We start from the raw sequence: 24,350 nt of genomic DNA on the forward strand, positions 1-24,350 counted from the left end.
GCTCCCTCCTTGAGTACCGTGTGACATATTACTCTATTCGGCGCGCGGACGCCAGTCGACGGCCGAGCGTTTCAGCCGCCCAGGTAGGCGTCGATCACCCTGGCGTCCGCGGCCAGCTCGGCGGCGGTTCCGGACAGCGTCGCGCGGCCGGTCTCCACGACGTAGGCGCGGTCGGCGATCTTCAGCGCCGCCCTGGCGTTCTGCTCCACGAGCAGCACGGTGGCGCCCTGCGCGTTCACCGCCTGGATCGTCTCCATCACCTGCTTCACCACGAGCGGCGCGAGTCCCATTGACGGCTCGTCGAGCAGGAGCAGCTTCGGGCCGCCGATCAGGGCACGGCCGATGGCGACCATCTGCTGCTCCCCTCCCGACAGCGTGCCGCCCTGCTGCTTGCGCCGTTCGGCGAGCCGGGGCATCAGCGCGTAGACCTGATCGACCCGTTCGGCGATGACCTTCTGGTCCTTGACGGTGTACCCGCCCAGCAGCAGGTTCTCGTGGACGGTCATGGTGGAGAAGATCCGCCGGCCCTCGGGTACGTGGATGAGCCCCGCCGCCACGATGTCCCAGGGCTTCGCGACGGTCAGATCCAGGTCGCCCCAGCGGACCACGCCGGACTTGGGGCGAACGAGACCGGACAGCATGTTCATCGTGGTGGACTTGCCGGCGCCGTTGTTGCCGAGCAGGCACACGATCTCGCCCTCGCGCACCTCGAAGCTCAGCTCGCGCAGTGCGTGCACTCGTCCGTAGTACACGTCCGCCGCTTCGACGGTCAGCGTGCTCATGAGCGCTTCTCCTTGCGGGTCTTGTCCAGCAGGGACAGATCGACCGTGCCGGTCTGCAGCTTGGTGTCGTCGATCGGTTCGTCCTCGACGCCCAGATAGGCCTCGATCACGACCGGATCGTTCTTGATCTGCTCGGGTGTGCCGACCGCGATCTCCTTGCCGTAGTTCAGCACCACGATGCGCTCCGCGAGCTCCATGATCAGCCCCATGTCGTGCTCGATCAGCACCACTGACACCCCGAGGTCGCGGATGCGGCGGATCAGGTCCATCAGCATCTGCTTCTCGTTGAAGTTCAGGCCGGCGGCGGGCTCGTCGAGCAGCAGCAGCTTCGGGCCGGTGGCCAGCGCGCGGGCGATCTCGACTCGGCGCTGCTCCCCGTACGGCAGCTGGGTGACGTAGAGGTTCTCATCCCCGGTGAACCCGACGAAGTCGAGCCACCCCCTGGCCTGCTCGGTGCACTCCTGCTCCGCGCGCCGGTACCCGGGCGTGTGCAGCAGCGTCGCCCAGAAACCTTCCCGCAGGGTCGCGTGCATGGCCGTCTTGACGTTGTCGAGCACGCTGAGCTCACGGAACAGGCGCAGGTTCTGGAAGGTGCGCGCCATGCCCCACTTGGTCACCCGCGACGGCAGCACCCGGTAGAAGCCGAAGCTCTGCAGCAGGTCGAGCAGGCGCAGCCGGCGCCAGATCGGGGGCGCCTCGCGCACGATGTCCTTGCCGTCGAACACGACGGAGCCGGATGTCGGCAGGTAGAACGCGGAGATGCAGTTGAACGCGCTCGTCTTGCCGGCGCCGTTCGGGCCGATCACCGCCAGGATCTCGCCGTGCTGGACGGAGAAGCTCAGGCCATCGACCGCCTTCACGCCGCCGAAGTGCAGGCGCAGGTCCTTGACCTCCAGCAGCGCGCTCATCGGCCCTCCTCCCCTTCGACGGGCTCGAGATCCTCGTTGTCGGTGGCCGCCGGCACCGCCATGAACCCGGCGGTGGGCGGCGGCTCGGGGCGCGTGCGCTTCAGCCACGGCAGCACCGCGGTCGCCGGCCACAGCCCCGCCGGCCGGAACAGCATGACGACGATCAGCAGGATGCCGAAGATCAGGAAGCGCCACTCGGAGAAGTCGCGCAGCAGTTCGGGTGCGAGCGAGACGAACAGCGCACCGATGATGACGCCGGGCGTGGACCCCATGCCGCCGAGCACGACGGCCATCAGGATCAGCGCGGAGTACAGGAACTGGAAGCTGTTCGGGCTGATGGCCGACAGGTGCGTCGCCATCAGCTGACCGGCGATTCCCGCCCAGACCGCGCCGATGATGTAGGCGGTGATCTTCGCGACGTAGGTGTTGATGCCCATCGCCTCGGCGGCGTCCTCGTCGTCGCGGACGGCCTTCCAGGCGCGGCCCAGACGGCCCTTCGCGAGCCGGCCGGCGCCGATGATGCCGACCAGCACGACGACAGCGGCGACGAAGTAGTAGAAGACGACGCGCTGCGGGAACTCCAGGCCGAACAGCACGAAACCGTCGGCGAAGCTCCAGTCGCCGAACGTCCAGGTCGGGATGCCGTGGATGCCGGACGGGCCTCCGGTGATGTCGAGGTTGTTCGCCGTGATGCGGATGATCTCACCGAACCCGAGCGTGACGATGGCGAGATAGTCGCTGCGCAGGCGCAGCGTGGGCGCGCCGATCACGATGCCGGCGAGGACGCACGCCAGGATCGTGGCGGGCAGCGCCGCCCACATCGGCCATCCCAAGACGGTGGTGAGGATGCCGGAGATGTAGGCCCCGACGGCGAAGAACGCGATGTACCCGAGGTCGAGCAGTCCGGCGAAGCCGACCACGACGTTCAGTCCCATGCACAGCATGATGTAGATCAGCGCGCTGGTGGCGATCGACATCGTGTAGCGGGAGGCGTCCAGGAAGGGAAGCACGACCAGGAGCACGACGCACAGCGCGCCGAGCGCGCGGAGGAAGCCCTGGTTCGAGCTGAACACGCCGCGGTCGGACGCCGGGCGGTCGAACAGCGGGGACGGCGCGCGCAGTGCGGTGTCTGCGGTGGGAGCGGACCGGGACATGTCACATCCTCTCGACGACGCGGGCACCGAGGATGCCGGTCGGTTTGAAGGTGAGGAACAGGATGAGGAACGCGAACGAGAACACGTCGCGCCATTCGCCGCCGAACCAGTGCGAGCCGAACGACTCGAGAAGGCCCAGCAGCAGGCCGCCGAGCATGGCGCCGTACAGGTTGCCGATGCCGCCGATCACCGCCGCCGTGAACGCCTTCAACCCGATGATGAAGCCCATCAGGAAGTCGATCGAACCGTAGTACGCGCCGGCCATGACACCCGCCGCGCCGGCGAGGGCGGAGCCGATGAAGAAGACCGTCGCGATCACGCGGTTGACGTTGATGCCCATGAGCTGGGCGCCCTGCGGGTCCAGCGCGATGGCGCGCATCGCGCGCCCCTGCCTGGTGCGCTCCACGATGTGCGCCAGCACGAGCATGAGCGCCGCGGCGATCACGACCAGCACGATCTGCGACGCGGTGATGCGCATGCCGGCGAAGTCGAACCCGCTGGACGCGAGACGCACGGGGAACGCCTCGGGGTTCGGTCCGAAGATCTGCCGCACGGCGTACTCGAGCGTGAACGAGACGCCGATCGCGGTGATCAGCACGGCGAGCCGCGGGCTCTTGCGCAGCGGCCGGTAGGCGATGCGCTCGATGCCGACGCCGATGAGGCCGGTGGTGACCATCGACAGCAGCAGGATCACCAGCAGCAGGGGGATCGACGACTCCCTGGAGATGCCGAAGGCCGACATGGTGGCGAAGCCGGCGAACGCGCCGAGCATATAGATGTCGCCGTGGGCGAAGTTCAGCAGCTTGATGATCCCGTAGACCATGCTGTAGCCGAGGGCGACGAGGGCGTAGAACGAGCCGACGATCAGCCCGTTCCAGATGAGTTGCATCACTGCGGATGTCCTTCGCGTCGGGGGACGCCGGCGGAGCGGGGCGGCTCGCGCCGCCCCGCTCGTCGGTTCAGTCCTGCAGGTCGTCCTCGAGCACGAAGTTGCCGGTGGCCGGGTCGATCGCCACGATGACGAAGCCGCCGCCGGACAGGGTGTGGTCCTCGGTGAACGTCAGCGGACCGGCGAAGGTGTCGAAGTCCTTCAGACCCTCGAGCGCCGCGACGACCTCGTCGAAGTCCGTGCTGCCGGCCTCCTTGATGGCCTCCGCCACCACGCGCACGGCGTCGTAGGACTGCGTCGAGTACGGGCCGGGGGCGCTTCCCGCGAGCTTCTCGTAGTCGGCGATCCAGTCGTCGGCACCCTCGATCATGTCGGGGGTCTGGGTGAAGGTGCCCAACACGTTCTCCGTGTAGCCGTCGCCGGCGATCTCGGCGAACTTGGCGTCGACCGAACCGTCGCCGACCAGGAAGGTGCCGTCGTACCCGGCATCCGTCGCCTGCCGGACGATCAGGCCGCCCTCCTGGTAGTAGCCGGTCCAGTACGCCAGGTCCGGCTTCGCGGACGTGAGCTGGGTCGCGACCGCCGAGTAGTCGTTCTCGCCCGGGGTGACGGTCGCCTCGAAGGCGACGGTCAGCCCCGCCTCCTTCGCCTGCTCGACGAACGACTTCGCGAGGTCGGCGGAGTACGCCGTGGCGTCGTCGATCGCCGCCACGGTCTTGGCGCCGCTCTTCTGCGCGTAGGCGACGGCGGCCTGCGCCTGCTGCGTGCCGGTGCCGTTGATGAGGAAGACGCCGGGCAGCTTCTGCTTGACCAGTTCGTTCGAGTTCGCTGCCGGGATCACCATCGGGATGCCGGCCTCGTCGAAGATCGGGAGGGTGGGCAGCGTGGCGCCGGAGCAGTAGCCGCCGACGGAGGCGACGATGCCCTCCGTGACCAGCTTGTTGGCGCCGGCGACCGCCGCGGTCGCGTCGCACGCGTCGTCCTCGACCACGAGCTCGAGCTCGCGGCCGTCGATGCCGCCGTCGGCGTTGATCTCGTCGATCGCGAGCTGGGCGCCGTTCTTCATGTAGTCGCCGAACGCCGACTCGCTTCCCGAGAACGGGGCGAGCATGCCCAGCTTGATCGGGCCGTCGCCGCCGTCGTCGTCACCGCCGTCGGATGCCAGTCCGCCGGAGCAGCCGGCGGTGAGGATGATCGCGCCGAGCACGGCGGTGAGGGACAGAGCGCGTCGGGTGCGCGAGGTGCGGATAGGCATGCGTTGGTCCTCCTGGGATGCTTCGTTGCAGTGCCGCGGATAGCATGTGACACATTACTTGAGGAAGTCCCGGGAAGGAACCACCGAGATGAATCCGTGATGTGGGGGCCGGGGGCTCAGTCCTCGTCGCGCCCGCTCCACACGCCGCCGACGTGGCCGATGTGGCGACGCATCAGCGCTTCGGCTCCCTCGCCGTCGCCGGCCACCAGGAGATCGACGAGTTCGGTGTGCTCGAGGGCGGTCGCCATCAGCGCGTCCGTCTCGGCGAGGTGCGCCAGGCCCACCAGCCGGGTCTGCTGCCGGAGTTCCCGCACCACCTCGACGAGCTTCGCGTTCCCCGTGAGCTCGAGGATCCGCAGGTGGAACGTGGTGTCGGCGGTGAGGTACTCCGTGAACCGGCCCTCCCGGCCGGCGTCGACGATGCGGGCGGCGAGGTCGCGCAGCTCGGTCGCGGTGGCTTCGTCGAGCCGACCGGCGAGCCGCCTCATCGGCGGCGCCTCGAGCAGCGTGCGCACCTCGCACAGCTGGTTCAGTTCGTCCTCCGACACCTCCGTGACCTCGAAGCCACGGTTGCGCATCGGACGGAGGAAGCCGCGCCGCGCCAGGTTGAGCATGGCCTCGCGCACCGGAGTCGCGCTCACGCCGAAGTCTCCGGCGAGGGTCGGCACGGTCAGCACGGCCCCGGGCGGGATCTCGCCGGAGACGATGCGGGAGGCGAGACGGCTCTCGATCTGCTCGCGCAGGCTCTCGGCGGGCGCGAGCAGCGACTCGAAGCCGGTCACGGCGCGTGCCTCTGTGTCATGTGGCACATATTACCCTCCGTAGCACCGCCGACCAGGGGTGAATCGTCCGATCCTTCAGCCGGCGGCGTCCGGCACCTGCCTGCTGAACGGATTCGGCGCGGCGGTGGCGTTCTCGACGACGAATGTGGCGCGCTCGGGGAGGTAGCGGTTGTCGGTGATGTCGATGATCCGGCCGTTCTGGTCGTACGTCGTGCGGCGCACCCGCAGCAGGGGCGAGCCGGGCGTGACGTCCAGCCAGCGCCCGTCCAGGTCGTCCGCCGCGACCGCGTCGATGACGTTCCGCGATCGGGTCGGCACGACGCCGTGCTCGCGGAAGGTCTGATAGATGCTGCTGTTCTCCAGATCGACGGCGAGCAGGTGCCGGCCGACGTCCATGATGTAGACGCTGCGCTCCAGCATGACCGGTTCGTCGTCGAGTCCGCGCACGCGGACGACCGCGACGACCGGGTCCGCCTCGGGGATGTCCAGGGCGTGCGCGAGCGACGGATCGGCCAGCTTGCGGCTCACCTCGATCACTTTGCGGCTGGGTGTCCTGCCCATCGAGTCGGCCCACTCGGTGAACGAGATGTAGCTGTCGAACGGCTGTGACGGCACGGTCTTGCGCACCCGTGGCGGCGCACCCCGCCCCCCGGTGATGAGGCCTTCGGCACGCAGCAGCGCCAGCGCCTGGCGCACGGGGCCGCGTGACGTCTCGAACTCGTCACGCAGTTTCTCCTCGCTCGGCAGGCGCATGCCCTCCCCCCATTCCCCGGAGCGGATGCGGTCGGCCATGACCGTGTAGATCCGCGAGTAGAGGGGGTGCTGCGAGGCCATGCCGTTACCCTATCGCCCGGGTTCCGACCGGCCCGGCGACGGCAGCGCCGGCGCCGTTGAGGGCCTCCAGCGCCCGGGCGTGCAGCTCCGGCGTCGCCGCCGCGACGCACGCGCGCGGGTCGCGGATGGTCAGCGGGGCCCCCTCGCCGTCGGTGATGACACCGCCCGCGCCCTCGATGATCGGGACGAGCGCGCAGACGTCGTACGCGCCGATGCCCCCGCTGTACGCCGCGACGTCGATGGCCCCCGCGGCGAGCCGACCGAAGCCGTACGAGGCGGCGCCGAAGACGCTCCACGCCGCCCGCGCCATCAGCGTGCGCAGGCCGTCACGATGTTCGTCGAGGACGTTGTCCGGCTGGCTCCAGCTGAGCGTCGCCCCGTCCAACTCGGTGCGTCCGCTGGTCCTGATCTCGCGGTCGTTGAGCGTCGTCGGTCTGCCCTGCACCCCGAGCCAGCGATCCTGCGACACCGACGCGTCCATCATCCCGACCACGGGGGTGCCCTGCTGGCAGAGCGCCACGAGCGTGGTGAACACGGGGACGCCTGCCACGAACGATTTCGTGCCGTCGATCGGGTCCATGATCCACACGAATTCCGCGTCGGCGCGTTCGGGCGGGAACTCCTCGCCGATGATGCCGTGGTCGGGGAACCGCTCCTGGATCATCGTGCGCAGCGTCGCTTCGACTCCCCGGTCGAACTCGGTGACGGGGCTCTGATCCTCCTTGGTCTCGAAGCGGCTGTCGTCGTGCCGCTCCCGGAGGACCCGCCGCGCGGCGTCGCCGAGTTCCGCGATGAAGTCGGTGAACTCGGTGAGCCGCGGGTGGTCGGCGAATGTCATGGGATGCCTTTCGGTCGGCGCGGTGGTGCGGTGCGGTCCCGCCACGGTGCGGTGCGGTCCCGCCACGCACCACCGCGACGTCGGTGCTAGAGCGTTGCCCAGAAGGCGAGGAAGTCCTGCCGCCCCTGCTCGTCCTGCTCCTCGTGGATGTCGACGATCTCCAGGTCGTCGAGCGCCTTGAACTCGACGAACTCGGTGACGTCGATGTCCTCCCGGCTGGGACGGCGGAACGACTGAGCGAGGTTCTCCTCCTGGGTCTCCTTGGCGAGGATGACGTCGACGAGCGCCTTCGCGCCGTCCGGGTTGGGTCCGTCCTTGACGATGAAGACCGCGTCGTGCTCGACGAAGGTGCCGTCCTCGGGATAGACCATCTCCACGCCGGCCTGTCCGCCCGCGATGTAGGGGTAGATGTTCGACTCGTAGCCGATCGACACGGCGTACTCGCCCTGGGCGACTGCCGGGTACACGTTGCCGGAGCTCTCGGTGATGTCCAGGTTCGCGGCGAGCTTGGCGAAGTCCTCCTCACCGAGCAGCTTGTACGCACCGTACAGCGCCGTCAGCGCGGTCGAGGACTGCGCGGGGTCGGCCGAGATGATCTTGCCCTTCCACTCCGGTTCGGTGAGCTCCTCCCAGGTGGTGGGCGCCTCGCCCCCGTCGATCTGGTCGGTGTTGACCATCAGGGCCACGACGTGGGTGTTGGTCGCCGTCCAGCGCTCGTCGGGGTCGATCAGCTCGTCGGGGATCGCATCCGCCTCCGGGGAGCGGTACGGCTCGATGAGCTCGGCGTACGCCTCGAACGAGGACCCGGGAGCGCTGTAGAACACGTCCGCGGCCGGCGCCGACGCCTCGGACTCGATGCGCTGCAGCAGCGGTCCGGTGCTGCCTGCGACCACGTCCACCTCCACCGCCGGATCGTGAGCGGCGGCGGCATCCGTCACGACGCCGATGGTCGTCTCGTTGTTCGAGCTGTACATCACGGCCGAGAGCGGACCGCCCTCGCCGCCGCCGTCGCCTCCGGCGGCGCCGGCTGAGCAGCCGGTGAGGATGAGGACGGCCGCCGAGGCGAGCGCACCGAGGGTGAGGATTCGTCGAGTGGGCATCATTGCTCCAAGGGTTCGGGTGACGGGTGGTTTCGGGTGAGGGGTCAGGTGAAGAGTCGGATCTTGAAGGCCCGGGTGGCGATCGCGATGGGCGCCACGGCGAGCAGGATCAGGATCAGTCCGTATGCGGCGGCCTGCGCGTTCAGACCGGTGTTCATGAGCTGGAAGACCTTGATCGTGATGGTCTCCTTGCCGGCCGAGTACACCACCAGCGACGCGGACAGCTCGCCGATGATGGTCACCCAGGTGAGCACCGTCGCGGCGGCGATGCCGGGGACCATGAGCGGCAGGACCACGTTCAGGAACGACCGGAACGGTGGCACGCCGAGGCTGATCGAGGCATCCTCCAGGGAGTCCGGGATGGCGTGCAGGGTGGCGGAGGCGTTGCGCACCCCGTGCACGAGACGGCGGATCACGAAGACGAGCACGATGATCGCCGTTGTGCCGGACAGGTTGAAGATGCCCGCGGGCCCGAAGGTGGTCACCATGCCGATGCCGAGGACCGTGCCGGAGAGCGCCATCGGCAGCATGACGAGGTAGTCGAGGGCGGGAGTCAGGACGGTCTTCTTCTTCACGATCACCACCGAGACGATGACGCTCACGAAGACGCCGATGGCGCACGCCATGGCGCCGTATCCGATGGTGTTGAGGATGGGCTGCGGCTCGCGCGTGAGCACCTTGACCACGTTGTCGAGCGAGAACGTGCCCCAGCGCAGCACCGGTCCGGCGCTCTCGGTGAACGCCATCACCGCGACCATGCCGAGCGGCAGTGTGGACGCGATCAGGATCACGGCGGCGATCGCTGCGAGCACCGCGCCGGACGCTCCGCGCAGGCGGATCGGCACCCAGGACCGGCCCTGGACCATCTCGTACCGCCGTCCGCCCACGGTCATCCGCTGGACGAACAGCACCAGCGCGACGATCGCGATCGCGACGGTGGCGAGGGTGGACTGCATCAGGGGGTCGCCGCCGGTCTCGGCGAGGAACGCCTTGTAGGTGAGGGGCGCGAGCAGCTCCACCTTGCCGCCGATGATGGTCGAGGTCGCGAAGTTCCCGATCGTGAGCGTGAACACCACCATGGACGTGCTCGCCACGGCGGGCAGGATCGCCGGGATCATCACGTTGAACCGCGCCGCCAGCGGCGAGGAACCGAGGCTCATCGCCGCCTCCTCGAGCTGCGAGTCGAAGCTCTTCAGGGCGGCCAGCGTGCCGAGGTAGACGTACGTGTAGTACAGCAGCGGCAGGATGAGGATGAGCCCGCCCCAGCCGTACAGCGATGGCAGCTGGATGTCGAACACGTCCCGCAGAAAGCGGGTGAGGAAGCCGTTGTTGCCCAGGAACATCAGCCATGCCTGGGTGACGATGACCTCGGGCACGAGGATCGCCGTGACGGGAAGGACGGCGATCGCGGCCTTCCCCCAGAACGAGAAGCGCGCCGTGAAATAGGCGAGGAACACGCCGATCGCCGTCGCCAGGACGGTGACCACGGCGGCGAGCAGCAGCGTGTTGCCGACTGCGGTGGGATACGTGGGGTCGGCGAAGAACTCCTTCCACCCGGCCAGTGGGTCGCCGCCGGTGCCGGAGAACGACTTCAGCAGCACGTTCAAGATCGGCCACGCGACGAACAGCAGCGCCAGCAGCACCGCCCCGATGGTGAGTGCGAGCCACGGCGAGAACGAGCGGCGCCGGGTGTCGCGGGTGATCCGGTACGCCTGCGTCTGGGCGTCGGCGGGTGCGCTCATGACGCCATGACCAGGGTCTCGTGCTCCGGGAAGAGCACCATCACCCGCTCGCCCGCTGAGAAGCCGCGACTGGCCGCGGGTTCCGACGTTTCGATCTCGGCGCCGGATGCCAGCCGCACGCGGTGCTGCTGACGATGACCGAGGTACTGCTGGCGGACGATCTCGCCCGGCAGCGCGGTCGCGCCCTCCCCGGTCCGCTCGTCGGCGGCGAGCAGCCGGAGGTGCTCGGGGCGGGCGATCGCGTAGGCCTCCCCCGCTGCGAGATCGGTGCGGCGCAGGCCGCGCAGGTTCGTGTCACCCAGCTGGACGGTGACGCCGCCGCCCGCCGGCCCGGCGGAGGTCTGCGGCACCGTGACGCGCAGCACGTTGGCTGCGCCGATGAAGTCGGCGGCGTAGCTCGACACCGGCACGCGGTAGATCTCCGACGGGGTGCCCAGCTGCTCGATGTTCCCCGACCGGAACAGCGCGATCCGGTCGGACATCGCGAGCGCCTCCTCCTGATCGTGGGTGACGAACACGGTGGTGATCCCGAGTTCGCGCTGGAGGTCCATGATCGATTCACGGATCTGCAGGCGCAGCTTGGTGTCCAGAGCCGACAGCGGCTCGTCCATGAGCAGCACGCTGGGACGGATGACCAGGGCGCGGGCGAGGGCGACGCGCTGACGCTGACCGCCGGACAGCGCCGCGGGATGCCGGTCCGCGAAGCTCTCCATCCCGACGCGCTCCAGGGCCTCCCGCACCCGACCGGCGATCTCGGTCTTCGGGGTGCGGCGGGCCTTCAGCCCGTAGGCGACGTTCGCGGCGACGGTCTTATCGGGGAAGAGCGCGTAGTCCTGGAACATCATGCCGATGTTGCGGCGGTGCGTCGGCACGTCGGTCACGTCGCGGTCGCCGAACGTGATCCTGCCGGATGCCGGACGGATAAAGCCGGCGATGGTGCGCAGCAGAGTGGTCTTGCCACAGCCGGACGGCCCGAGCAGCGTGAAGAACTCACCGTCCTCGACGGTGAGATCCATGTCGGAGATCACCGTGTTCTCGCCGTACGTCACGGTCAGACGGTCCACATGAATAGCGGTCATGAATTATCCTTCACAGCTCCATCGCCGGGGCACCTGTCCGCACAGGCTAACAGCGAACTCGACGTGTTGTAAAGATAACTCTGCGACTGTTACGAGATTTCTCGTGGCACACCGCGTGCGAAATGGCGTCTAGTATGTACTACTTCGGATCGAGCTCACCGATCAGTTGCAGCTCGACCTCGCGGCTCAGACCGGCCCGCCGAGGGCGGTCGACTCCCCGTTCGCGTTCGTCGGCGAGCACCCGCTCGATGGTGGCGTCGAGCGGGTCGAGCGTCCCGCCCTCGCGCCGGTACGCCGCGTTGGAGCGGTTCATGAACCCGGGCATGTCGGCGGGGAGCCACAGCGGCAGCGACCGCTCCCCCATCCAGTACGCCACGTCGTGCTCCTCCAGCCAGCCGTCATCCGCTCGCACCAGTTCGCCGGTGTGACCGGCGGCGACGCGCACCCGCTCGAGCACGTCGTCGAGCGGATGCGGGTCGCCGATGGCGTTGACGACACCGCTTCGTGGTGCCGCGGTCAGGAACCGAGCGAGGTCCTCGACGTCGATGACCTGCGCGAGCCGCCCCTCGGCGCGGGGCAGGAGCACCGGCCCGTCCCCGGCGCGCGCGAACGCGGCGGCCCAGTACCCGAACCGGTCGCTCGGGTCGCCCGCACCGACGATGAGCCCTGGGCGCACGATGAAGGCGCTGTCGCCCAGCGCGCGCACCGCCCCTTCGGCGGCCACCTTCTGGGCGCCGTACTCGTACTCGTCCCCCTCGGCCGCGGCGGCCAGCAGCGGCGTATTCTCGTCGCCGCCCGCGGCGTCGTCGGCGTACACCGACATCGACGACACGTACGTCCAGTGCCCTGTGCGGTGGCCCAGCGCGGCGACGGCATTCCGCACGTGCCGCGCCTGCGATGAGATGTCGACGACCTCGTCCCAGTCGTGCAGGGCCAGGTCGTCGTACACCTCCGGATCGTCGCGGTCTCCGCGTACCAGCACGGCGCCGGACGGCGCGGAGCGCTCGCCTCGCGCCAGACACGTCACCTCTGCGCCGGCATCCACCCACCGACGCGCGACGCGACCCGACAGCCAGCCCGTTCCCCCGAGGATCAGCACATTCGTCATGTGCCCATACAACCCGTGGGCGACCCGCTGCGGAAGACGCCGCCGGCGAAGGTGGCTACCCTGCCGTCGGCAGCGGTGCGTCGAAGAATGCCAGCTCGTGCCGAGCAGACGCTTCGAAGGCGCGGAACATGCGCTCCCGCGCGGCGGAGTCGGATGCCGCCGCCGCCCTGCCGACGTACCGGAGCGCCTGTTCGGCGGCCTTCTCGAACGCCGGGTCGCTGTACGTGGCCAGCCAGGAGGCGTACGGATGATCGCGGTCACGAGGCCGCTCACCGAACTCGCCGGCTGCCAGCCGGGCGCCGATCTCCGCATACAGCCAGTAGCACGGCAGCACTGCGGCGATCAGTTCGCCGTGGTCGCCGCCGAACGCGGTGGAACGGAGGTGGTCGAGGTAGGCGGTCGTCGCCGGCGCCGGGTCGTCGACGCCGCCGGGCGCCGACGCGATCCACGACGTGTGCAGCTCTCGCTCGCACACGATCGAGTTCTGCGCCGATCCGGCCCAGAACGCCTGCTCGGCTTCGGTCGGTGCGAGGCGGGACGCCGCCGCGAGCACGCGGGCGTACTCGCGCAGGTAGAGCGCGTCCTGGCGGAGATAGAACAGGAACACCTCACGCGGCAATGTGCCGTCGGCGAGCCGGCGGATGAACGGCAGTTCGTCGATGGCAGAGCGGATGCCGGCGATGCGGCCCCACCACTCCGCCACCACCTCGTCGGCGGTCGGGCGCGCATCGGTCCCGCCACGCTCCCACAGCCCGGCGAAGTGACTGATCGGTCCGTTGCCGCAGCCGACCTGCAGGGTGTCGCTCGCGCGAAGGGATTCGCGCAGCCAGGCACGAGCGTCCGCCACGGCGTCCACCGCGTGCTGGCCCCGGGCGAGGCGTGTGGCGAGCGCGGACGACAGCGAGCAGCCCGTGCCGTGTGTGTTGTCGGTGTCGATCCGGATGCCGGGGAACTCGTGCACCAGACCGCGCGCAGCGTCGACCAGCGCGTCGGGGGCGTGATCTCCTGTCAGGTGCCCGCCCTTGACGAGCACGGCCGTTCCGCTTCGGGCCGACAGCCGCTCTCCGGCGGCGAGGGCGTCACCCCAGCCGTCGAACTCGCGGCCGGTGAGCACGCCGAGTTCGGGGAGGTTCGGGGTGACGACGTGCGCCCGCTGCAGCAGGTCGTGCAGGGCCGTTTCGGCATCCGCCTCGAGCAGGCGGTCGCCGCTGGTCGCGACCATGACCGGATCGACGACCACGACCGGTGGGCGCACTTCGTCGAGCCACGCCGTGACGGCCCGGATCACCTCGGCGTTCGCGAGCATCCCGATCTTCACCGCGTCGACCCGGATGTCGTCCGAGACGGCGTCCAGCTGCTGGCGCACGAAGGCGGCCGGTGGCACGTGCACGGCCCGGACTCCCCGGGTGTTCTGCGCGGTGAGCGCGGTGAGCGCCGCCATGCCGTAACCGCCGTTGGCGGCGATGGACTTCAGGTCGGCCTGGATCCCCGCCCCGCCGGAGGGGTCGCTGCCGGCGATGCTCAGCACGCGGGGCACCGCGCCGTCACGCCACCTGCGCAGGAGTGCGTCGGCCGCGGCGGCCGGATCCGGGGCCGCGCACAGCGCCGACACGACGGCCACGCCGGCGGCCCCCGCGTCCCGGAGCGGGGCGACGTCGGCGGGGCCCACGCCGCCGATCGCGACGCACGGCAGCGGACTCGCCGCCGCGAAGGCCGCGAACCCGTCCACGCCGAGTGCGGGCGGGTGATCCGGCTTGGTACGGGTGGGGTGGATCACGCCGACCCCGAGATAGTCCACCACGTCGGCGGGCAGACGCCGCAGCTCATCGAGGTGAGCAGCGGTGTTCGCGGTGAGACCGATGATCGCATCGGGTCCGAGAAGCTCGCGTGCTCGCAACACCGAGGCGTCGCCCTGCCCGAGGTGCACGCCGTCCACGCGCGCGCCTCGGGCGAGGGCCGCGAGCGCGGCGTCGAGCCGGTCGTTCACGAGCAGCAGCGCACGGCCGCCGATCACCCCGGAGAGCTCGACGAGCTGTTCGGTGATCTCGGCGTCGGTGGCCGTCTTGTCCCGCAGCTGCACCGCGCGCACGCCGCCGGCCACCGCGGCGCGCACCGTGTCCACGACGCCACGGTCGCCGCACAGCACCGGATCGGTGACGAGGTACAGGACGAGGTCGGCAGGCCGCAGGCGGCTCATCCGTGCACCTCGACCGGGCGGTCCTCAACCGCGGAGACCTCGACGCGGGCTCCGCTCAGGATCCGCACGGGTTCCACCGCGGCGAGCGCATCGAGCAGCGCCACCGCGAACGACCCGGGTCCACCGGCGGCCACGGCGGCGTCCTCGGCGGCGAGTGTGTACGCCAGTGACGCCGCCGCGACGGCCTCGAGAGCGGTGTGCCCTGTCGTGCGAGCGGCTCCCAGGAACGCCGCCATCACCGCGCCCAAGGCGCAGCCGCCTCCGGTCACGCGCGTCAACAGGGCGTCGCCGTTCGCGATACGGATCACGGTGTCGCCGTCGGTGATGAGGTCGACGGGACCGGACACCGCCACGACAGCGCCGTGCGTGCGGGCGAGGCTCCGGGCTGCGTCGGCCGCCGCTTCCGGCGTATCGGTGGCGTCCACACCGCGACCCCCGGCACTCGCGCCGGCGAGCGCGAGGATCTCGGACGCGTTGCCGCGGATCGCGGACGGTCCGACCGCCACGAGGTCGCGGGCGAGCGCGGTGCGCACCGGCAGCGCGCCGACCGCGACCGGGTCGAGCACCCACGGGGTTGCCGCTGTGTGTGCAGCCGCGGCCGCCTCCAGGCTCGCCCGCCGCTGCTCGGGGGTCGGGGTGCCGAGGTTGATCAGCAGACCGGCCGTGACACCGGCGAACATCCCGGCCTCATCGACGATGTCGACCATCGCCGGGGCGGCGCCGACAGCGAGCAGGACGTTGGCTGTGAAGCCGGTCACCACGCTGTTGGTGATGCACTGGGTCAGTGGCTGCCCCTCGCGGACAGCGGTCAGGAGCTCGGCGGTGGCCGTGGCCACGGACTCGGCGGACGGTGGACGCAGAAGATCGCTCAACGCGACATCCCTTCGCTAGTACGAACTAGATCAGGTTCGACGGGTGTGTTCTCAGCCGCAGATGCGGCACCCCGTGTCACTGCTCGCAGTCTAGCGACCCGCGGTCGGGATCAGCTCCGCCACTCCGGTACCGGGTTGGTGAGCTCGGCGATCGTCCACGACGGATCGGGGCGCCAGTCGCACCATTCGCGATGGAACGGCCAGTGGTGGGCGCGAAACGAGGCGATGGCGGCACCCGTTCGCAGGTGCGCGTTCTCGAGGTTGACGTACCAGCCGGCGAACTCCCCGTCATCGCGGACGACGCGCATCGGCGCGATGTTGGAGGCGTCACCCTCTCTCCACCCGGGCTTGCGGTAGTGCCACTCGACGACCTCACCGGGCTCGAGGTGCGGTGCGGCGCCCAGCTCCCTCGCCCCTTCGGGAACCGACGGCGGCGTGGGCCGGGCGACGAACGTCACTCCGCGTTCGTCCAGGGCATCGGGCGTTCGGTGTCGCGCGTGCCGTCGTCGGGCAGGTGCGGGAGCCGCTCCCCGCCGGCGCGGATGCACAGCCAGCGCAGCTCACCCGGGCTGTCGGGACGCGCCCGCCAGGTGCGCCAGACGCCGTGCCCGACACGCACCACCGTGCCAGGGCCGACATCGACCGTGTCGTCGTCGAGACCCATCTGTCCGAGTCCCTCCAGGAAGACGTACAGCTCCTCGACCCGGGCGTGGGTGTGCCAGTAACCGGCCTCCTCGCCCGGGGCCAGCGCGTTCGCCGTCATCCCGATGTACTGCATTGTGAGTTCGTGGTCGACGACGCGGCGGCCGTCGCGGGAACGGGCCGCGTCGAAGCCGCCGAAGTGCCCGCGCCACTCGCTCAGCGCACCGATCTGGGTGATCTCGTAATCGCTCATCTGGTCACTCCCCTCCCGTGGTCACTCCCGGATGCCGGCACCGAAGCGCTCCGCGGCGACCGCCACACCGGCCATCTTCGCCTCGGTCGCCTCGGCAGACGTCAGCGTGCGGTCCGCTGCGCGGAACCGGAGGGCGAACGTCAGGCTCTTGCGTCCCTCCCCCACGCCCTCGCCCCGGTAGTCATCGACGAGGCGGATGGACTCCAACAGCGGCCCGGCACCCTCGACGACGGCCGCGCGCAGGTCGGCGGCCGACACACCGGCGTCGACGACCAGAGAGACGTCCTGGGTCGCGGCGGGGAACGTCGACAGCGATTCGGCGACGACGCGCTCCCCCGCCAGCGTGAGCAGTCGGTCCAGGTCGAGCTCGGCGACGACGGCGCGCCCGGGCAGGTCGGCGTCGGCGGACACCTGCGGGTGCAGCTCGCCCACGTATCCGATCTCCTCGCCCCGCACCGTGAGCACACCCGCACGACCGGGGTGCAGTGCGGCGCGGGTCGTCTGCGCGACCTCGATCTCGGCACCGGCGGCGGCGGCGATCACCCGCACCGCATCCAGTGCGTCACCCAGATCGGCGGGCTCCGCCGCCCGTCCCGGCTGGCGAGGCGTGATGCTCCCGGTGAGCAGCACGCCGACGTGGCGCGGCTGCGGCGGGATCGACGCGTTCAGCTCGGCGAGCGTCTCGTCCGACGGGCGCTGCGCCAGCGGTGGGATGAAGTCGGTCCCGTACGCGACGTCCTGCTCCGGGGTGAACACCGTGCCGCTCTCGAAGATCGCGAGGTCGACGAGACCCCGGGAGATGTTGCGGTGGGCGGTCTGCAGCAGCCCCGGGATCAGCGAGCGGCGCAGGAACGGCGCCTGCCCGTCCAGCGGATTCGCGAGACGGATGCTGGGCAGGTGCGCGCCCGACGGGGACGCGTGCAGGTCGTTCTGCTCCTCCGTCGTGAACGGGAACGACGGTGCCTCCACGAAGCCCGCGGCGGCCAGGGCGTCGGCGACGCGCTTGCGGCCCTGCTGCAGCGGCGTGTATCCGCGCCCGGACGGCGGCACCGGCAGCACGGAGGGGATGCGGTCCAGCCCGTGGATGCGGGCGACCTCCTCCGCGAGCGTCCACTTGTCGGTGAGGTCGGGGCGCCAGGTCGGCGGGATGACGAACCACCCGCCTTCCCGGGCCCCTGACGCGGTCGACGGGTTGACCTCGGCGCCGATCGTCTCCAGGGCGCCGGTGATCTCGGCATCGGTGTAGTCGACCCCGATCAGGCCCTGCACGAAACCGGCGGGCAGCTCGATGCCCTCCACGACGACCTCGGTGTAGAGGGCGCCGCCCTCGTCGGTCAGCGTGCCGCCGGCGAGTTTGACCATCAGGTCGGCGACGCGGCGGGCGGCGACGAACGGGATCAGCGGGTCCACGCCGCGTTCGAAGCGCTTGGACGCCTCGCTGGGCAGCTTGTGCCGGCGCGCGGTGCGTGCGATCGTCACCGGGTCGAAGGTCGCGGCCTCGATGAGCACGTTGCGCGTGCTCTCGCTCATCTCGGTGGTGCCACCGCCCATGACGCCGGCGAGACCGATCGGGCCGGAGCCGTCGGTGATGAGCAGGTCCTCCGGGTGGAGCGTGCGCTCCTGACCGTCCAGTGTGGTGAGCTTCTCGCCGCGCTCGGCACGCCGCACGGTGATCGTGCCGTCGAGCCGGTCGAGGTCGTAGCCGTGGATCGGCTGCCCGAGCTCCAGCATCACGTAGTTGGTGATGTCGATGAGCACGCCGAGGGAGCGCATGCCCGCCAGCGTGAGACGGGCGATCATCCACGGCGGGGTCAGACGCGACGGGTCGACGTCGCGCACGACCCGGGTGACGAACTCGCTCGCGCCCACACGGCCGCGGATCGGGCGGGCGTCGTCGACGGTCGCGGTCTGCCCGGTGCCGGGCTGCAGCTCCGCGAAGTCGCGCTCGGCGGGGTCGCGGAACGCGGCCCCCGTGGCGTGGGAGTACTCGCGCGCGACGCCGCGCACCGAGAAGGCGTAACCGCGGTCGGGGGTGACGTTGATGTCGACGGCGACGTCGTCGAGTCCGAGCAGCGCGATCGCGTCGGTGCCGACCGGTGCGTCGACGCCGAGCTCGGACAGGATGAGGATGCCGTCGTGCTCGTCGCCCAGGCCGAGCTCGCGGGCGGAGGCGATCATGCCGTCCGAGGTGTGGCCGTACGTCTTGCGCGCGGCGATCGGGAACGGCCCGGGCAGCACGGCGCCGGGCAGGGTCACGACGACCTTGTCACCGGCGGCGAAGTTGCGGGCGCCGCACACGATGCCGCGCGGCTCCTCCTCGTTCACGTCGACCTGGCACCAGCGGATGGTCTTGCCGTTCTTCTGCGGCTCCTCCTCGAAGGACAGCACCTGCCCCACGACGACAGGACCGGTGATCTCGAAGCGGTGGACGTCCTCCTCCTCGAAACCGACGCTGACCAGCGCGGCCAGGACATCCTCCGGCGTGGCATCCGCTGCCACATCCACGTACTCACGCAGCCACGAAAGCGGGACGCGCATCACACCACCATCCCGAACTGCTCGCTGAAGCGCACATCGCCCTCGGCCATGTCGCGCATGTCCTTCACGTCGCTGCGGAACATCAGGGTCCGCTCGATCCCCATCCCGAACGCGAACCCGCTGTACTCGTCCGGGTCGATCCCGGCGGCGCGCAGCACGTTGGCGTTCACCATGCCGCATCCGCCCCACTCGATCCAGCGCGCCCCGCCCTTGAAGGTGGGGTGCCAGAGGTCGAGCTCGGCCGACGGCTCGGTGAAGGGGAAGTAGTTGGTGCGCAGCCGGGTCTTCGCCTCGGGGCCGAACATCTGCCGGGCGAAGTGGTCGAGCGTGCCTTTCAGGTGCGCCATCGTGATGCCCTTGTCGATGACCAGCCCCTCGAACTGGCTGAAGACCGGCAGGTGCGTGGCGTCGAACTCGTCGGTGCGGTACGTGCGGCCGGGGCACAGCACGTAGATCGGCAGTTCGCGGTCGAGCATGGAACGCACCTGCACAGGGCTGGTGTGGGTGCGCATGACCAGGTGGCGGGCGGCCGGGTCGACGTAGAAGGTGTCCTGTTCCTGGCGGGCGGGGTGGTCCTCGTCGAAGTTCAGGGCATCGAAGTTGAACCACTCGTGCTCGAGCTCCGGGCCTTCCGCGATCTCCCAGCCCATCCCCACGAACACGTCGCACACCTGCTCCTGCAGGAGGGAGAGCGGATGCCGGGCGCCGACGCGCGAGCGGGAGGCGACCGCCGTGATGTCCACGCGCTCCGCTTCGAGGCGGGCGGCGGTCTCCGCGGCGGCGAGCTCGGCCTCCTTTGCCGCGAGCGCCTGGGTGACGCGCCCGCGCCCCTGCCCGATCAGCTTTCCGAAGGTGGCCTTGTGCTCGGGTGCCACCTGGCGCATCGACGCGTTGAGCGTCGCCAGCGGCGACCCCTCGGCGATGTGCGCGGCGCGGGCGGACTTCAGCTGGGCGGTGTCGGCTGCGGACTCGATCGCGGCCAGGGCGGCGGCGACAGCCGCTTCGACCGCTTCAGGGGTGATTTCGGGGACGTCAGACACGAGAACCGAGTCTACCGGTGCGGCCGTCACCGCCCGGCATCCGCCCGCCGTCAGGGCTGTGTGGGAGGCATCCCGCCCGCGTCGAACCTGCCCGCTCCGCGCTGCATGGCGATCACCTCGGTCACCGTGGACTCGTCGTGAAGGCGCGGGTCGGTCCCGGCATCCGGCGGGGCGATGCCGCGCACCTTCGGCGAGCGGCGCGTGCGATCTTCGACGACCTTCGCCACCCAGGCGAGGATGAGGCAGAGCACGATGTAGATGCCGCCGATGATGAAGGCCGACTGCAGGATGGGCCGTCCCTGCTGTGACGTGAGCTGCTTGGCGTAGTACAGCAGTTCGGGATACGTGATGATGAACCCGAGTGCGGTGTCCTTCAGGGTGACGACGAGCTGGGCGATGATGACCGGCAGCATCGCCCGGATCGCCTGCGGCAGCAGAATGAACCGCATCACGCCGCTCTTGCGCAGGCCGATGGCATAGCCGGCCTCCTTCTGACCGCGGGGCAGCGATTCCACACCCGCGCGCAGCACCTCGGCGAGCACCGAGCCGTTGTATGCCATCAGGCCCAGCACCACCGCCCAGTACGGATCCATGCGGACGCCGAGCACAGGCAGGCCGTAGTAGAGCAGCATCATGAAGACCAGCACGGGTACGGCGCGGAACAGCTCGATGACGACCGTGACCGGCAAACGCACCCACGCATGCTCGGAAAGCCGTCCGATCGCCAGCACGAAACCGAGTGCCAGTGCGAGCACGGCTGCAAGGGCGAACGCCCCGAGTGTGTTGCCGAGCGCTTTGAAGATGCCGGCCCACACCGCGCTGAACGTGAAGACGTACCACTTCTGCGGGTCGAACTGGCCGGTGACGGCCATCCGATAGATCAGGAAACCGAGGATCCCGAGTACCAGGAGCACGGTGAGGACGGCGAGGATGCGGTTGCGTGCGACGGCCCGCGGCCCCGGCACGTCGTAGAGGACGGAAGTCATCGGGCGATCCTCCAGCGGTTCTCGAGATGGCGCTGTACCGCGCTCATCAGCAGCACCAGCACGACGAACACGACGGCGACCCAGAGCAGGACCTCCATCGGGTTCCCGGGCCGATCCGGCGCATCATTGATCGTGGCGCGAAGGGCGGCGAGTTCGGCGACCGAGAAGCCCGCCGCGACGGTGGTGTTCTTCAACAACGCGATGAACACGCTCATCATCGGAGGCACGACCGACCGGAACGCCTGCGGCAGGACGACCAGGGTCATCACCTTCCCGAACGGCAATCCGATCGCGCGCGCCGCTTCGGCCTGCCCCACCGGCACGGTGCTGATGCCGGCGCGGAGCACCTCGGCGACGTACGTCGCGGTGTAGACGCCGATGGCGAGGATGCCGAGGACCGTGTTCGACAGTTCGGGGAGCCCGAGCTGCGGGTAGCCGAACACGAAGAAGAAGAAGACCAGTGTGAGCGGCGTGTTGCGGACCAGGTTGACGTACACCGTTCCCACACCGCGCGCGATGGGCACCGGCGCGACGCGCATCGCCCCGACAACGACTCCGAGCACGAGCGCGATGAGCCCGCCGACGAGGAACACGAGGAGGGTGTTCCCGATGGCCTGGCTCCACAGGTCGAGGTTGCCGAAGATCACGTCCACGCAGTCGTCTCCTTCTCAGCTGCCGGGGAGCGGGCGGCCCTGGACGATGCCGGGGCCGCCCAGTCGATCAGTACGCGTCGACTTCGGGCTGCTCGACCTCGATGCCCGAGTCACCGAGGTTCTTGTCGAAGATCGCCTGCCAGATGTCGCCGCCCTCGGTGAAGAGGTCGTTGATGTGCGCGCGCAGCGCGTCGTCGCCCTTCTTGAGGCCGACGCCGTAGCGCTCCTCGGTGAACAGGCCGCCGGTGACCTTCACGTCGTCCGGGTACTGCGCGGCGTAGCCGATCAGGATCGCCTGGTCGGTGGTGACCGCGTCGACCTTGCCGTCGATCAGGTCCTGCACGCAGGCGGAGTACAGGTCGTACTCCTGGGTGTCGATCTCGGGGAAGTTGGCCTTGATGTTCTGGATCGGAGTGGAGCCGGTCGCCGAGCACACCTTCTTGCCGTTGAAGTCCTCGAGCTTGTCGGCCTCGGGTGCGTCCTTCGCGACCAGGAGCCCCTGCCCGGTGATGAAGTACGGACCGGCGAAGTCGATCTGCTCCTTGCGCTTGTCGTTGATCGAGTAGGTGCCGACGTAGTAGTCGATGTCGCCGTTCACGATCGCCTGCTCCCGGTTGGCGGAGGCGATCGGCTTGAACTCGATCCTGTCCTCGTCGTAGCCGAGCGACGCCGCGATCCAACGGGCGATGTCGATGTCGAAGCCGGTGCGCTCGTTGGTGGTCACGTCGAGGTAGCCGAGACCGGGCTGGTCCTCCTTGACGCCGACGATGACCTTGTCGCGCTCCTGGATGGCGTCGAACGTGGGGCTGCCCTCGAGCTGGACGTCTTCCGCCACCTCGAACCAGGCGCCCTCCTCCTCGCCCTCTCCCCCGCCGCCGGTGCCGCCACCGGGGCTGGTCGGGCTTCCGCTGTTGCAACCGGTCAGCGCGAGCAGCGCGGCCGCCGCGATGCCGATGCCTGTCAGAGTCCGTGTGCGTCGCATGTGCGTCTCCTTCGTGTGCTGTGGGTGCAGGGATGGGTCAGTGGGTGAGCAGCTTGGAGAGGAAGTCCTTGGCCCTCGTGCTCTTCGGGTTCGTGAAGAACTCCTCGGGCGTCGCCTCCTCGACGATCTGCCCGTCGGCCATGAACACCACGCGGTTGGCCGCCTTGCGGGCGAAGCCCATCTCGTGCGTCACCACGATCATGGTCATGCCCTCGTGCGCGAGGCCGACCATGACGTCGAGCACCTCGTTGATCATCTCCGGGTCCAGCGCGCTGGTGGGCTCGTCGAACAGCATCACCTTCGGGCGCATGGCGAGTGCCCGCGCGATCGCGACGCGCTGCTGCTGGCCGCCGGAGAGCTGCGCGGGCAGCTTGGACGCCTGCTGGGCGACGCCGACGCGCTCCAGCAGCGCCATCGCCTCCTTCTCGGCATCCGCCTTCTTCATGCCGCGGACCTTGATCGGGCCGAGTGTGACGTTGTCGAGGATCGTGAGGTGTGCGAACAGGTTGAACGACTGGAAGACCATCCCGACGTCCGCGCGCAGGGTGGCCAGGCCCTTGCCCTCGGCGGGCAGCGCCTTCCCGTCGATGCGGATCTCACCGCTCGTGATCGTCTCGAGTCGGTTGATCGTGCGGCACAGGGTGGACTTGCCCGACCCGGACGGCCCGATGACGACGACCACCTCGCCCCTGTTCACCGTCAGGTTGATGTCCTTGAGCGCGTGGAACTCGCCGTAATGCTTCTGGACGTTCTCGACCACCACGAGGGCGTCGCTGCTCTCTGCCATGACTCCACACTAGGAGCACGCCAGTGCCGCCACGTGTACCGGACTCGGTGTTTACCGATTCGTGACCAGGGCGTTCGCGTCAGCCGACGGTTCGGTGCGCGAACGCGCTCTCGTACAGGCAGACGCTGGCGGCCGTGGCGAGGTTGAGCGATTCGGCACGTCCGAAGATGGGCAGCCGCAGGGCGCGGTCGGCGAGACCCAACGCGGCGTCCTCCAGTCCGCGGGCCTCGTTGCCGAACAGCCACGCCGTGGGACGCTCCAGCACCCCCTCGGCGCGTGCCTGAAGCAGGTCCTCGCCCTTCACGTCGGCCGCGATCACCTGCATCCCGGCTCCGCGCGCCCTGCCCACGACGTCGGCGAGGTCGCCGCCCACCGAGATCGGCAGGTGGAACAGCGAACCGGTGGTCGAGCGCACCACCTTCGGGTTGTACGGGTCGACCGTGCGGCCGGTGAGCACGACGGCATCCGCTCCCGACGCGTCGGCGGCGCGGATGATCGTGCCGAGGTTGCCCGGGTCGCGCACCTCCTCGCAGATCGCGACGAGGCGAGGGGATGCCGCGAAGATGTCGCGCACCGAGCTCGGCGTCTGCCTGGCGACGGCGACGACGCCCTGCGGGGTCACGGTGTCGGCCATGGCGGACAGCACGAACTCCGTCACGAACTCGGCCGTCAACCCGGCGTCCTGCGCCTGCTGGCGCAGATCGGCGTGCTTCTCCCAGCTGGTAGGCGTGACGAACAGCTCGATGATGGCCTCGGGGCGGTACGTCAGCGCCTCACGGACCGCCTGCGGACCCTCGAGGAGGAAGAGGCCCGTCTCGGTGCGGGCACTGCGCTTGGTGAGTTTGGCGACGGCACGGACACGGGGGGAACGGGGGTTCTCCAGCACGGTCTCAGTCTAGGGACACAGCGGGACCAGCCGAGCATCGCTG

General features: G+C 69.7%; 23 protein-coding genes and 1 riboswitch. All 23 genes read right to left on the minus strand.

Annotation, left to right across the window (positions count from 1 at the left end; translation table 11 throughout):
- Positions 1 to 71 precede the first annotated feature (71 nt).
- The 23 genes from RIF65_RS14340 to RIF65_RS14450 all read right to left on the minus strand — a co-directional run bounded on the left by RIF65_RS14340 (position 72) and on the right by RIF65_RS14450 (position 24,307).
- Positions 72 to 782, minus strand: coding sequence for an ABC transporter ATP-binding protein (locus tag RIF65_RS14340; protein ID WP_309067017.1), 711 nt, complete (start codon positions 780 to 782; stop codon positions 72 to 74).
- Positions 779 to 1,690 carry an ABC transporter ATP-binding protein gene (locus tag RIF65_RS14345; protein WP_309067016.1) on the minus strand — a complete coding sequence of 304 codons (912 nt, stop codon included), beginning with the start codon at positions 1,688 to 1,690 and terminating at the stop codon, positions 779 to 781. Before RIF65_RS14345 ends, RIF65_RS14340 begins: the two co-directional genes overlap by 4 nt.
- Positions 1,687 to 2,844 (minus strand): branched-chain amino acid ABC transporter permease, encoded by a 1,158-nt coding sequence (locus RIF65_RS14350; protein ID WP_309067015.1) that lies wholly within the window; start codon positions 2,842 to 2,844, stop codon positions 1,687 to 1,689. The genes RIF65_RS14345 and RIF65_RS14350 overlap by 4 nt, the downstream gene beginning before the upstream one ends.
- Before the next feature lies 1 nt (position 2,845).
- Entirely contained in the window at positions 2,846 to 3,733 is an 888-nt protein-coding gene (locus tag RIF65_RS14355; protein ID WP_309067039.1) for a branched-chain amino acid ABC transporter permease, read from the minus strand.
- Between the two features lie 70 nt (positions 3,734 to 3,803).
- Entirely contained in the window at positions 3,804 to 4,988 is a 1,185-nt protein-coding gene (locus RIF65_RS14360; protein ID WP_309067014.1) for a branched-chain amino acid ABC transporter substrate-binding protein, read from the minus strand.
- A gap of 116 nt (positions 4,989 to 5,104) precedes the next feature.
- A complete protein-coding gene (locus RIF65_RS14365) occupies positions 5,105 to 5,797 on the minus strand; it encodes a GntR family transcriptional regulator (protein ID WP_309067013.1) in 693 nt (230 codons plus the stop codon).
- Between the two features lie 48 nt (positions 5,798 to 5,845).
- A complete protein-coding gene (locus tag RIF65_RS14370; RefSeq protein WP_309067012.1) occupies positions 5,846 to 6,604 on the minus strand; it encodes a GntR family transcriptional regulator in 759 nt (252 codons plus the stop codon).
- A 4-nt stretch (positions 6,605 to 6,608) separates the two neighbouring features.
- The gene (locus RIF65_RS14375; protein WP_309067011.1) at positions 6,609 to 7,442 is read right to left on the minus strand and encodes an inositol monophosphatase family protein; all 834 of its coding nucleotides are present in this window, start codon (positions 7,440 to 7,442) and stop codon (positions 6,609 to 6,611) included.
- An 86-nt stretch (positions 7,443 to 7,528) separates the two neighbouring features.
- Positions 7,529 to 8,542: an extracellular solute-binding protein gene (locus RIF65_RS14380; protein WP_309067010.1), complete on the minus strand. Its 1,014-nt coding sequence runs from the start codon at positions 8,540 to 8,542 to the stop codon at positions 7,529 to 7,531.
- A gap of 44 nt (positions 8,543 to 8,586) precedes the next feature.
- A complete protein-coding gene (locus RIF65_RS14385) occupies positions 8,587 to 10,284 on the minus strand; it encodes an ABC transporter permease (protein WP_309067009.1) in 1,698 nt (565 codons plus the stop codon).
- Positions 10,281 to 11,363 (minus strand): ABC transporter ATP-binding protein, encoded by a 1,083-nt coding sequence (locus tag RIF65_RS14390; protein ID WP_309067008.1) that lies wholly within the window; start codon positions 11,361 to 11,363, stop codon positions 10,281 to 10,283. Before RIF65_RS14390 ends, RIF65_RS14385 begins: the two co-directional genes overlap by 4 nt.
- Before the next feature lie 139 nt (positions 11,364 to 11,502).
- Positions 11,503 to 12,471, minus strand: coding sequence for an NAD-dependent epimerase/dehydratase family protein (locus RIF65_RS14395; RefSeq protein WP_309067007.1), 969 nt, complete (start codon positions 12,469 to 12,471; stop codon positions 11,503 to 11,505).
- Positions 12,472 to 12,526: 55 nt separating this feature from the next.
- The gene (locus RIF65_RS14400; protein WP_309067006.1) at positions 12,527 to 14,668 is read right to left on the minus strand and encodes a bifunctional hydroxymethylpyrimidine kinase/phosphomethylpyrimidine kinase; all 2,142 of its coding nucleotides are present in this window, start codon (positions 14,666 to 14,668) and stop codon (positions 12,527 to 12,529) included.
- Entirely contained in the window at positions 14,665 to 15,540 is an 876-nt protein-coding gene (gene thiM, locus RIF65_RS14405; RefSeq protein ID WP_309067005.1) for a hydroxyethylthiazole kinase, read from the minus strand. Before thiM ends, RIF65_RS14400 begins: the two co-directional genes overlap by 4 nt.
- Positions 15,531 to 15,624: riboswitch (TPP riboswitch) on the minus strand. Its footprint overlaps the gene before it by 10 nt.
- Positions 15,625 to 15,650: 26 nt before the next feature.
- Positions 15,651 to 15,998 (minus strand): hypothetical protein, encoded by a 348-nt coding sequence (locus RIF65_RS14410; protein WP_309067085.1) that lies wholly within the window; start codon positions 15,996 to 15,998, stop codon positions 15,651 to 15,653.
- Positions 15,995 to 16,435, minus strand: coding sequence for a cupin domain-containing protein (locus RIF65_RS14415; RefSeq protein WP_309067084.1), 441 nt, complete (start codon positions 16,433 to 16,435; stop codon positions 15,995 to 15,997). The genes RIF65_RS14410 and RIF65_RS14415 overlap by 4 nt, the downstream gene beginning before the upstream one ends.
- Positions 16,436 to 16,456: 21 nt before the next feature.
- A complete protein-coding gene (gene pheT / locus RIF65_RS14420) occupies positions 16,457 to 18,973 on the minus strand; it encodes a phenylalanine--tRNA ligase subunit beta (RefSeq protein ID WP_309067083.1) in 2,517 nt (838 codons plus the stop codon).
- Positions 18,973 to 20,013 (minus strand): phenylalanine--tRNA ligase subunit alpha, encoded by a 1,041-nt coding sequence (gene pheS, locus RIF65_RS14425; RefSeq protein ID WP_309067082.1) that lies wholly within the window; start codon positions 20,011 to 20,013, stop codon positions 18,973 to 18,975. The genes pheT and pheS overlap by 1 nt, the downstream gene beginning before the upstream one ends.
- 50 nt (positions 20,014 to 20,063) lie before the next feature.
- On the minus strand, positions 20,064 to 20,999 hold the full coding sequence (locus RIF65_RS14430; protein WP_309067081.1) for an amino acid ABC transporter permease: 936 nt from the start codon (positions 20,997 to 20,999) through the stop codon (positions 20,064 to 20,066).
- Complete coding sequence (locus RIF65_RS14435; RefSeq protein WP_309067080.1) at positions 20,996 to 21,652, minus strand: amino acid ABC transporter permease; 657 nt, start codon at positions 21,650 to 21,652, stop codon at positions 20,996 to 20,998. The genes RIF65_RS14430 and RIF65_RS14435 overlap by 4 nt, the downstream gene beginning before the upstream one ends.
- Positions 21,653 to 21,719: 67 nt before the next feature.
- A complete protein-coding gene (locus tag RIF65_RS14440; RefSeq protein WP_309067079.1) occupies positions 21,720 to 22,634 on the minus strand; it encodes a glutamate ABC transporter substrate-binding protein in 915 nt (304 codons plus the stop codon).
- A 37-nt stretch (positions 22,635 to 22,671) separates the two neighbouring features.
- Positions 22,672 to 23,421: an amino acid ABC transporter ATP-binding protein gene (locus tag RIF65_RS14445; protein ID WP_309067078.1), complete on the minus strand. Its 750-nt coding sequence runs from the start codon at positions 23,419 to 23,421 to the stop codon at positions 22,672 to 22,674.
- Between the two features lie 79 nt (positions 23,422 to 23,500).
- Positions 23,501 to 24,307, minus strand: a complete 807-nt coding sequence (locus tag RIF65_RS14450) for a TrmH family RNA methyltransferase (protein WP_309067077.1) — start codon at positions 24,305 to 24,307, stop codon at positions 23,501 to 23,503.
- Positions 24,308 to 24,350 lie beyond the last annotated feature (43 nt).

Source organism: Microbacterium sp. (genome assembly GCF_031180975.1).
Taxonomy (GTDB): domain Bacteria; phylum Actinomycetota; class Actinomycetes; order Actinomycetales; family Microbacteriaceae; genus Microbacterium.

Bases quoted from the DNA above. Each gene is read 5' to 3' on its own strand.
- RIF65_RS14340 (WP_309067017.1), bottom strand. From the start codon at position 782: ATGAGCACGCTGACCGTCGAAGCGGCGGACGTGTACTACGGACGAGTG.
- RIF65_RS14345 (WP_309067016.1), bottom strand. From the start codon at position 1,690: ATGAGCGCGCTGCTGGAGGTCAAGGACCTGCGCCTGCACTTCGGCGGC.
- RIF65_RS14350 (WP_309067015.1), bottom strand. From the start codon at position 2,844: ATGTCCCGGTCCGCTCCCACCGCAGACACCGCACTGCGCGCGCCGTCC.
- RIF65_RS14355 (WP_309067039.1), bottom strand. From the start codon at position 3,733: ATGCAACTCATCTGGAACGGGCTGATCGTCGGCTCGTTCTACGCCCTC.
- RIF65_RS14360 (WP_309067014.1), bottom strand. From the start codon at position 4,988: ATGCCTATCCGCACCTCGCGCACCCGACGCGCTCTGTCCCTCACCGCC.
- RIF65_RS14370 (WP_309067012.1), bottom strand. From the start codon at position 6,604: ATGGCCTCGCAGCACCCCCTCTACTCGCGGATCTACACGGTCATGGCC.
- RIF65_RS14375 (WP_309067011.1), bottom strand. From the start codon at position 7,442: ATGACATTCGCCGACCACCCGCGGCTCACCGAGTTCACCGACTTCATC.
- RIF65_RS14380 (WP_309067010.1), bottom strand. From the start codon at position 8,542: ATGCCCACTCGACGAATCCTCACCCTCGGTGCGCTCGCCTCGGCGGCC.
- RIF65_RS14385 (WP_309067009.1), bottom strand. From the start codon at position 10,284: ATGAGCGCACCCGCCGACGCCCAGACGCAGGCGTACCGGATCACCCGC.
- RIF65_RS14390 (WP_309067008.1), bottom strand. From the start codon at position 11,363: ATGACCGCTATTCATGTGGACCGTCTGACCGTGACGTACGGCGAGAAC.
- RIF65_RS14395 (WP_309067007.1), bottom strand. From the start codon at position 12,471: ATGACGAATGTGCTGATCCTCGGGGGAACGGGCTGGCTGTCGGGTCGC.
- RIF65_RS14400 (WP_309067006.1), bottom strand. From the start codon at position 14,668: ATGAGCCGCCTGCGGCCTGCCGACCTCGTCCTGTACCTCGTCACCGAT.
- RIF65_RS14415 (WP_309067084.1), bottom strand. From the start codon at position 16,435: ATGAGCGATTACGAGATCACCCAGATCGGTGCGCTGAGCGAGTGGCGC.
- pheT (WP_309067083.1), bottom strand. From the start codon at position 18,973: ATGCGCGTCCCGCTTTCGTGGCTGCGTGAGTACGTGGATGTGGCAGCG.
- RIF65_RS14430 (WP_309067081.1), bottom strand. From the start codon at position 20,999: ATGACTTCCGTCCTCTACGACGTGCCGGGGCCGCGGGCCGTCGCACGC.
- RIF65_RS14440 (WP_309067079.1), bottom strand. From the start codon at position 22,634: ATGCGACGCACACGGACTCTGACAGGCATCGGCATCGCGGCGGCCGCG.
- RIF65_RS14445 (WP_309067078.1), bottom strand. From the start codon at position 23,421: ATGGCAGAGAGCAGCGACGCCCTCGTGGTGGTCGAGAACGTCCAGAAG.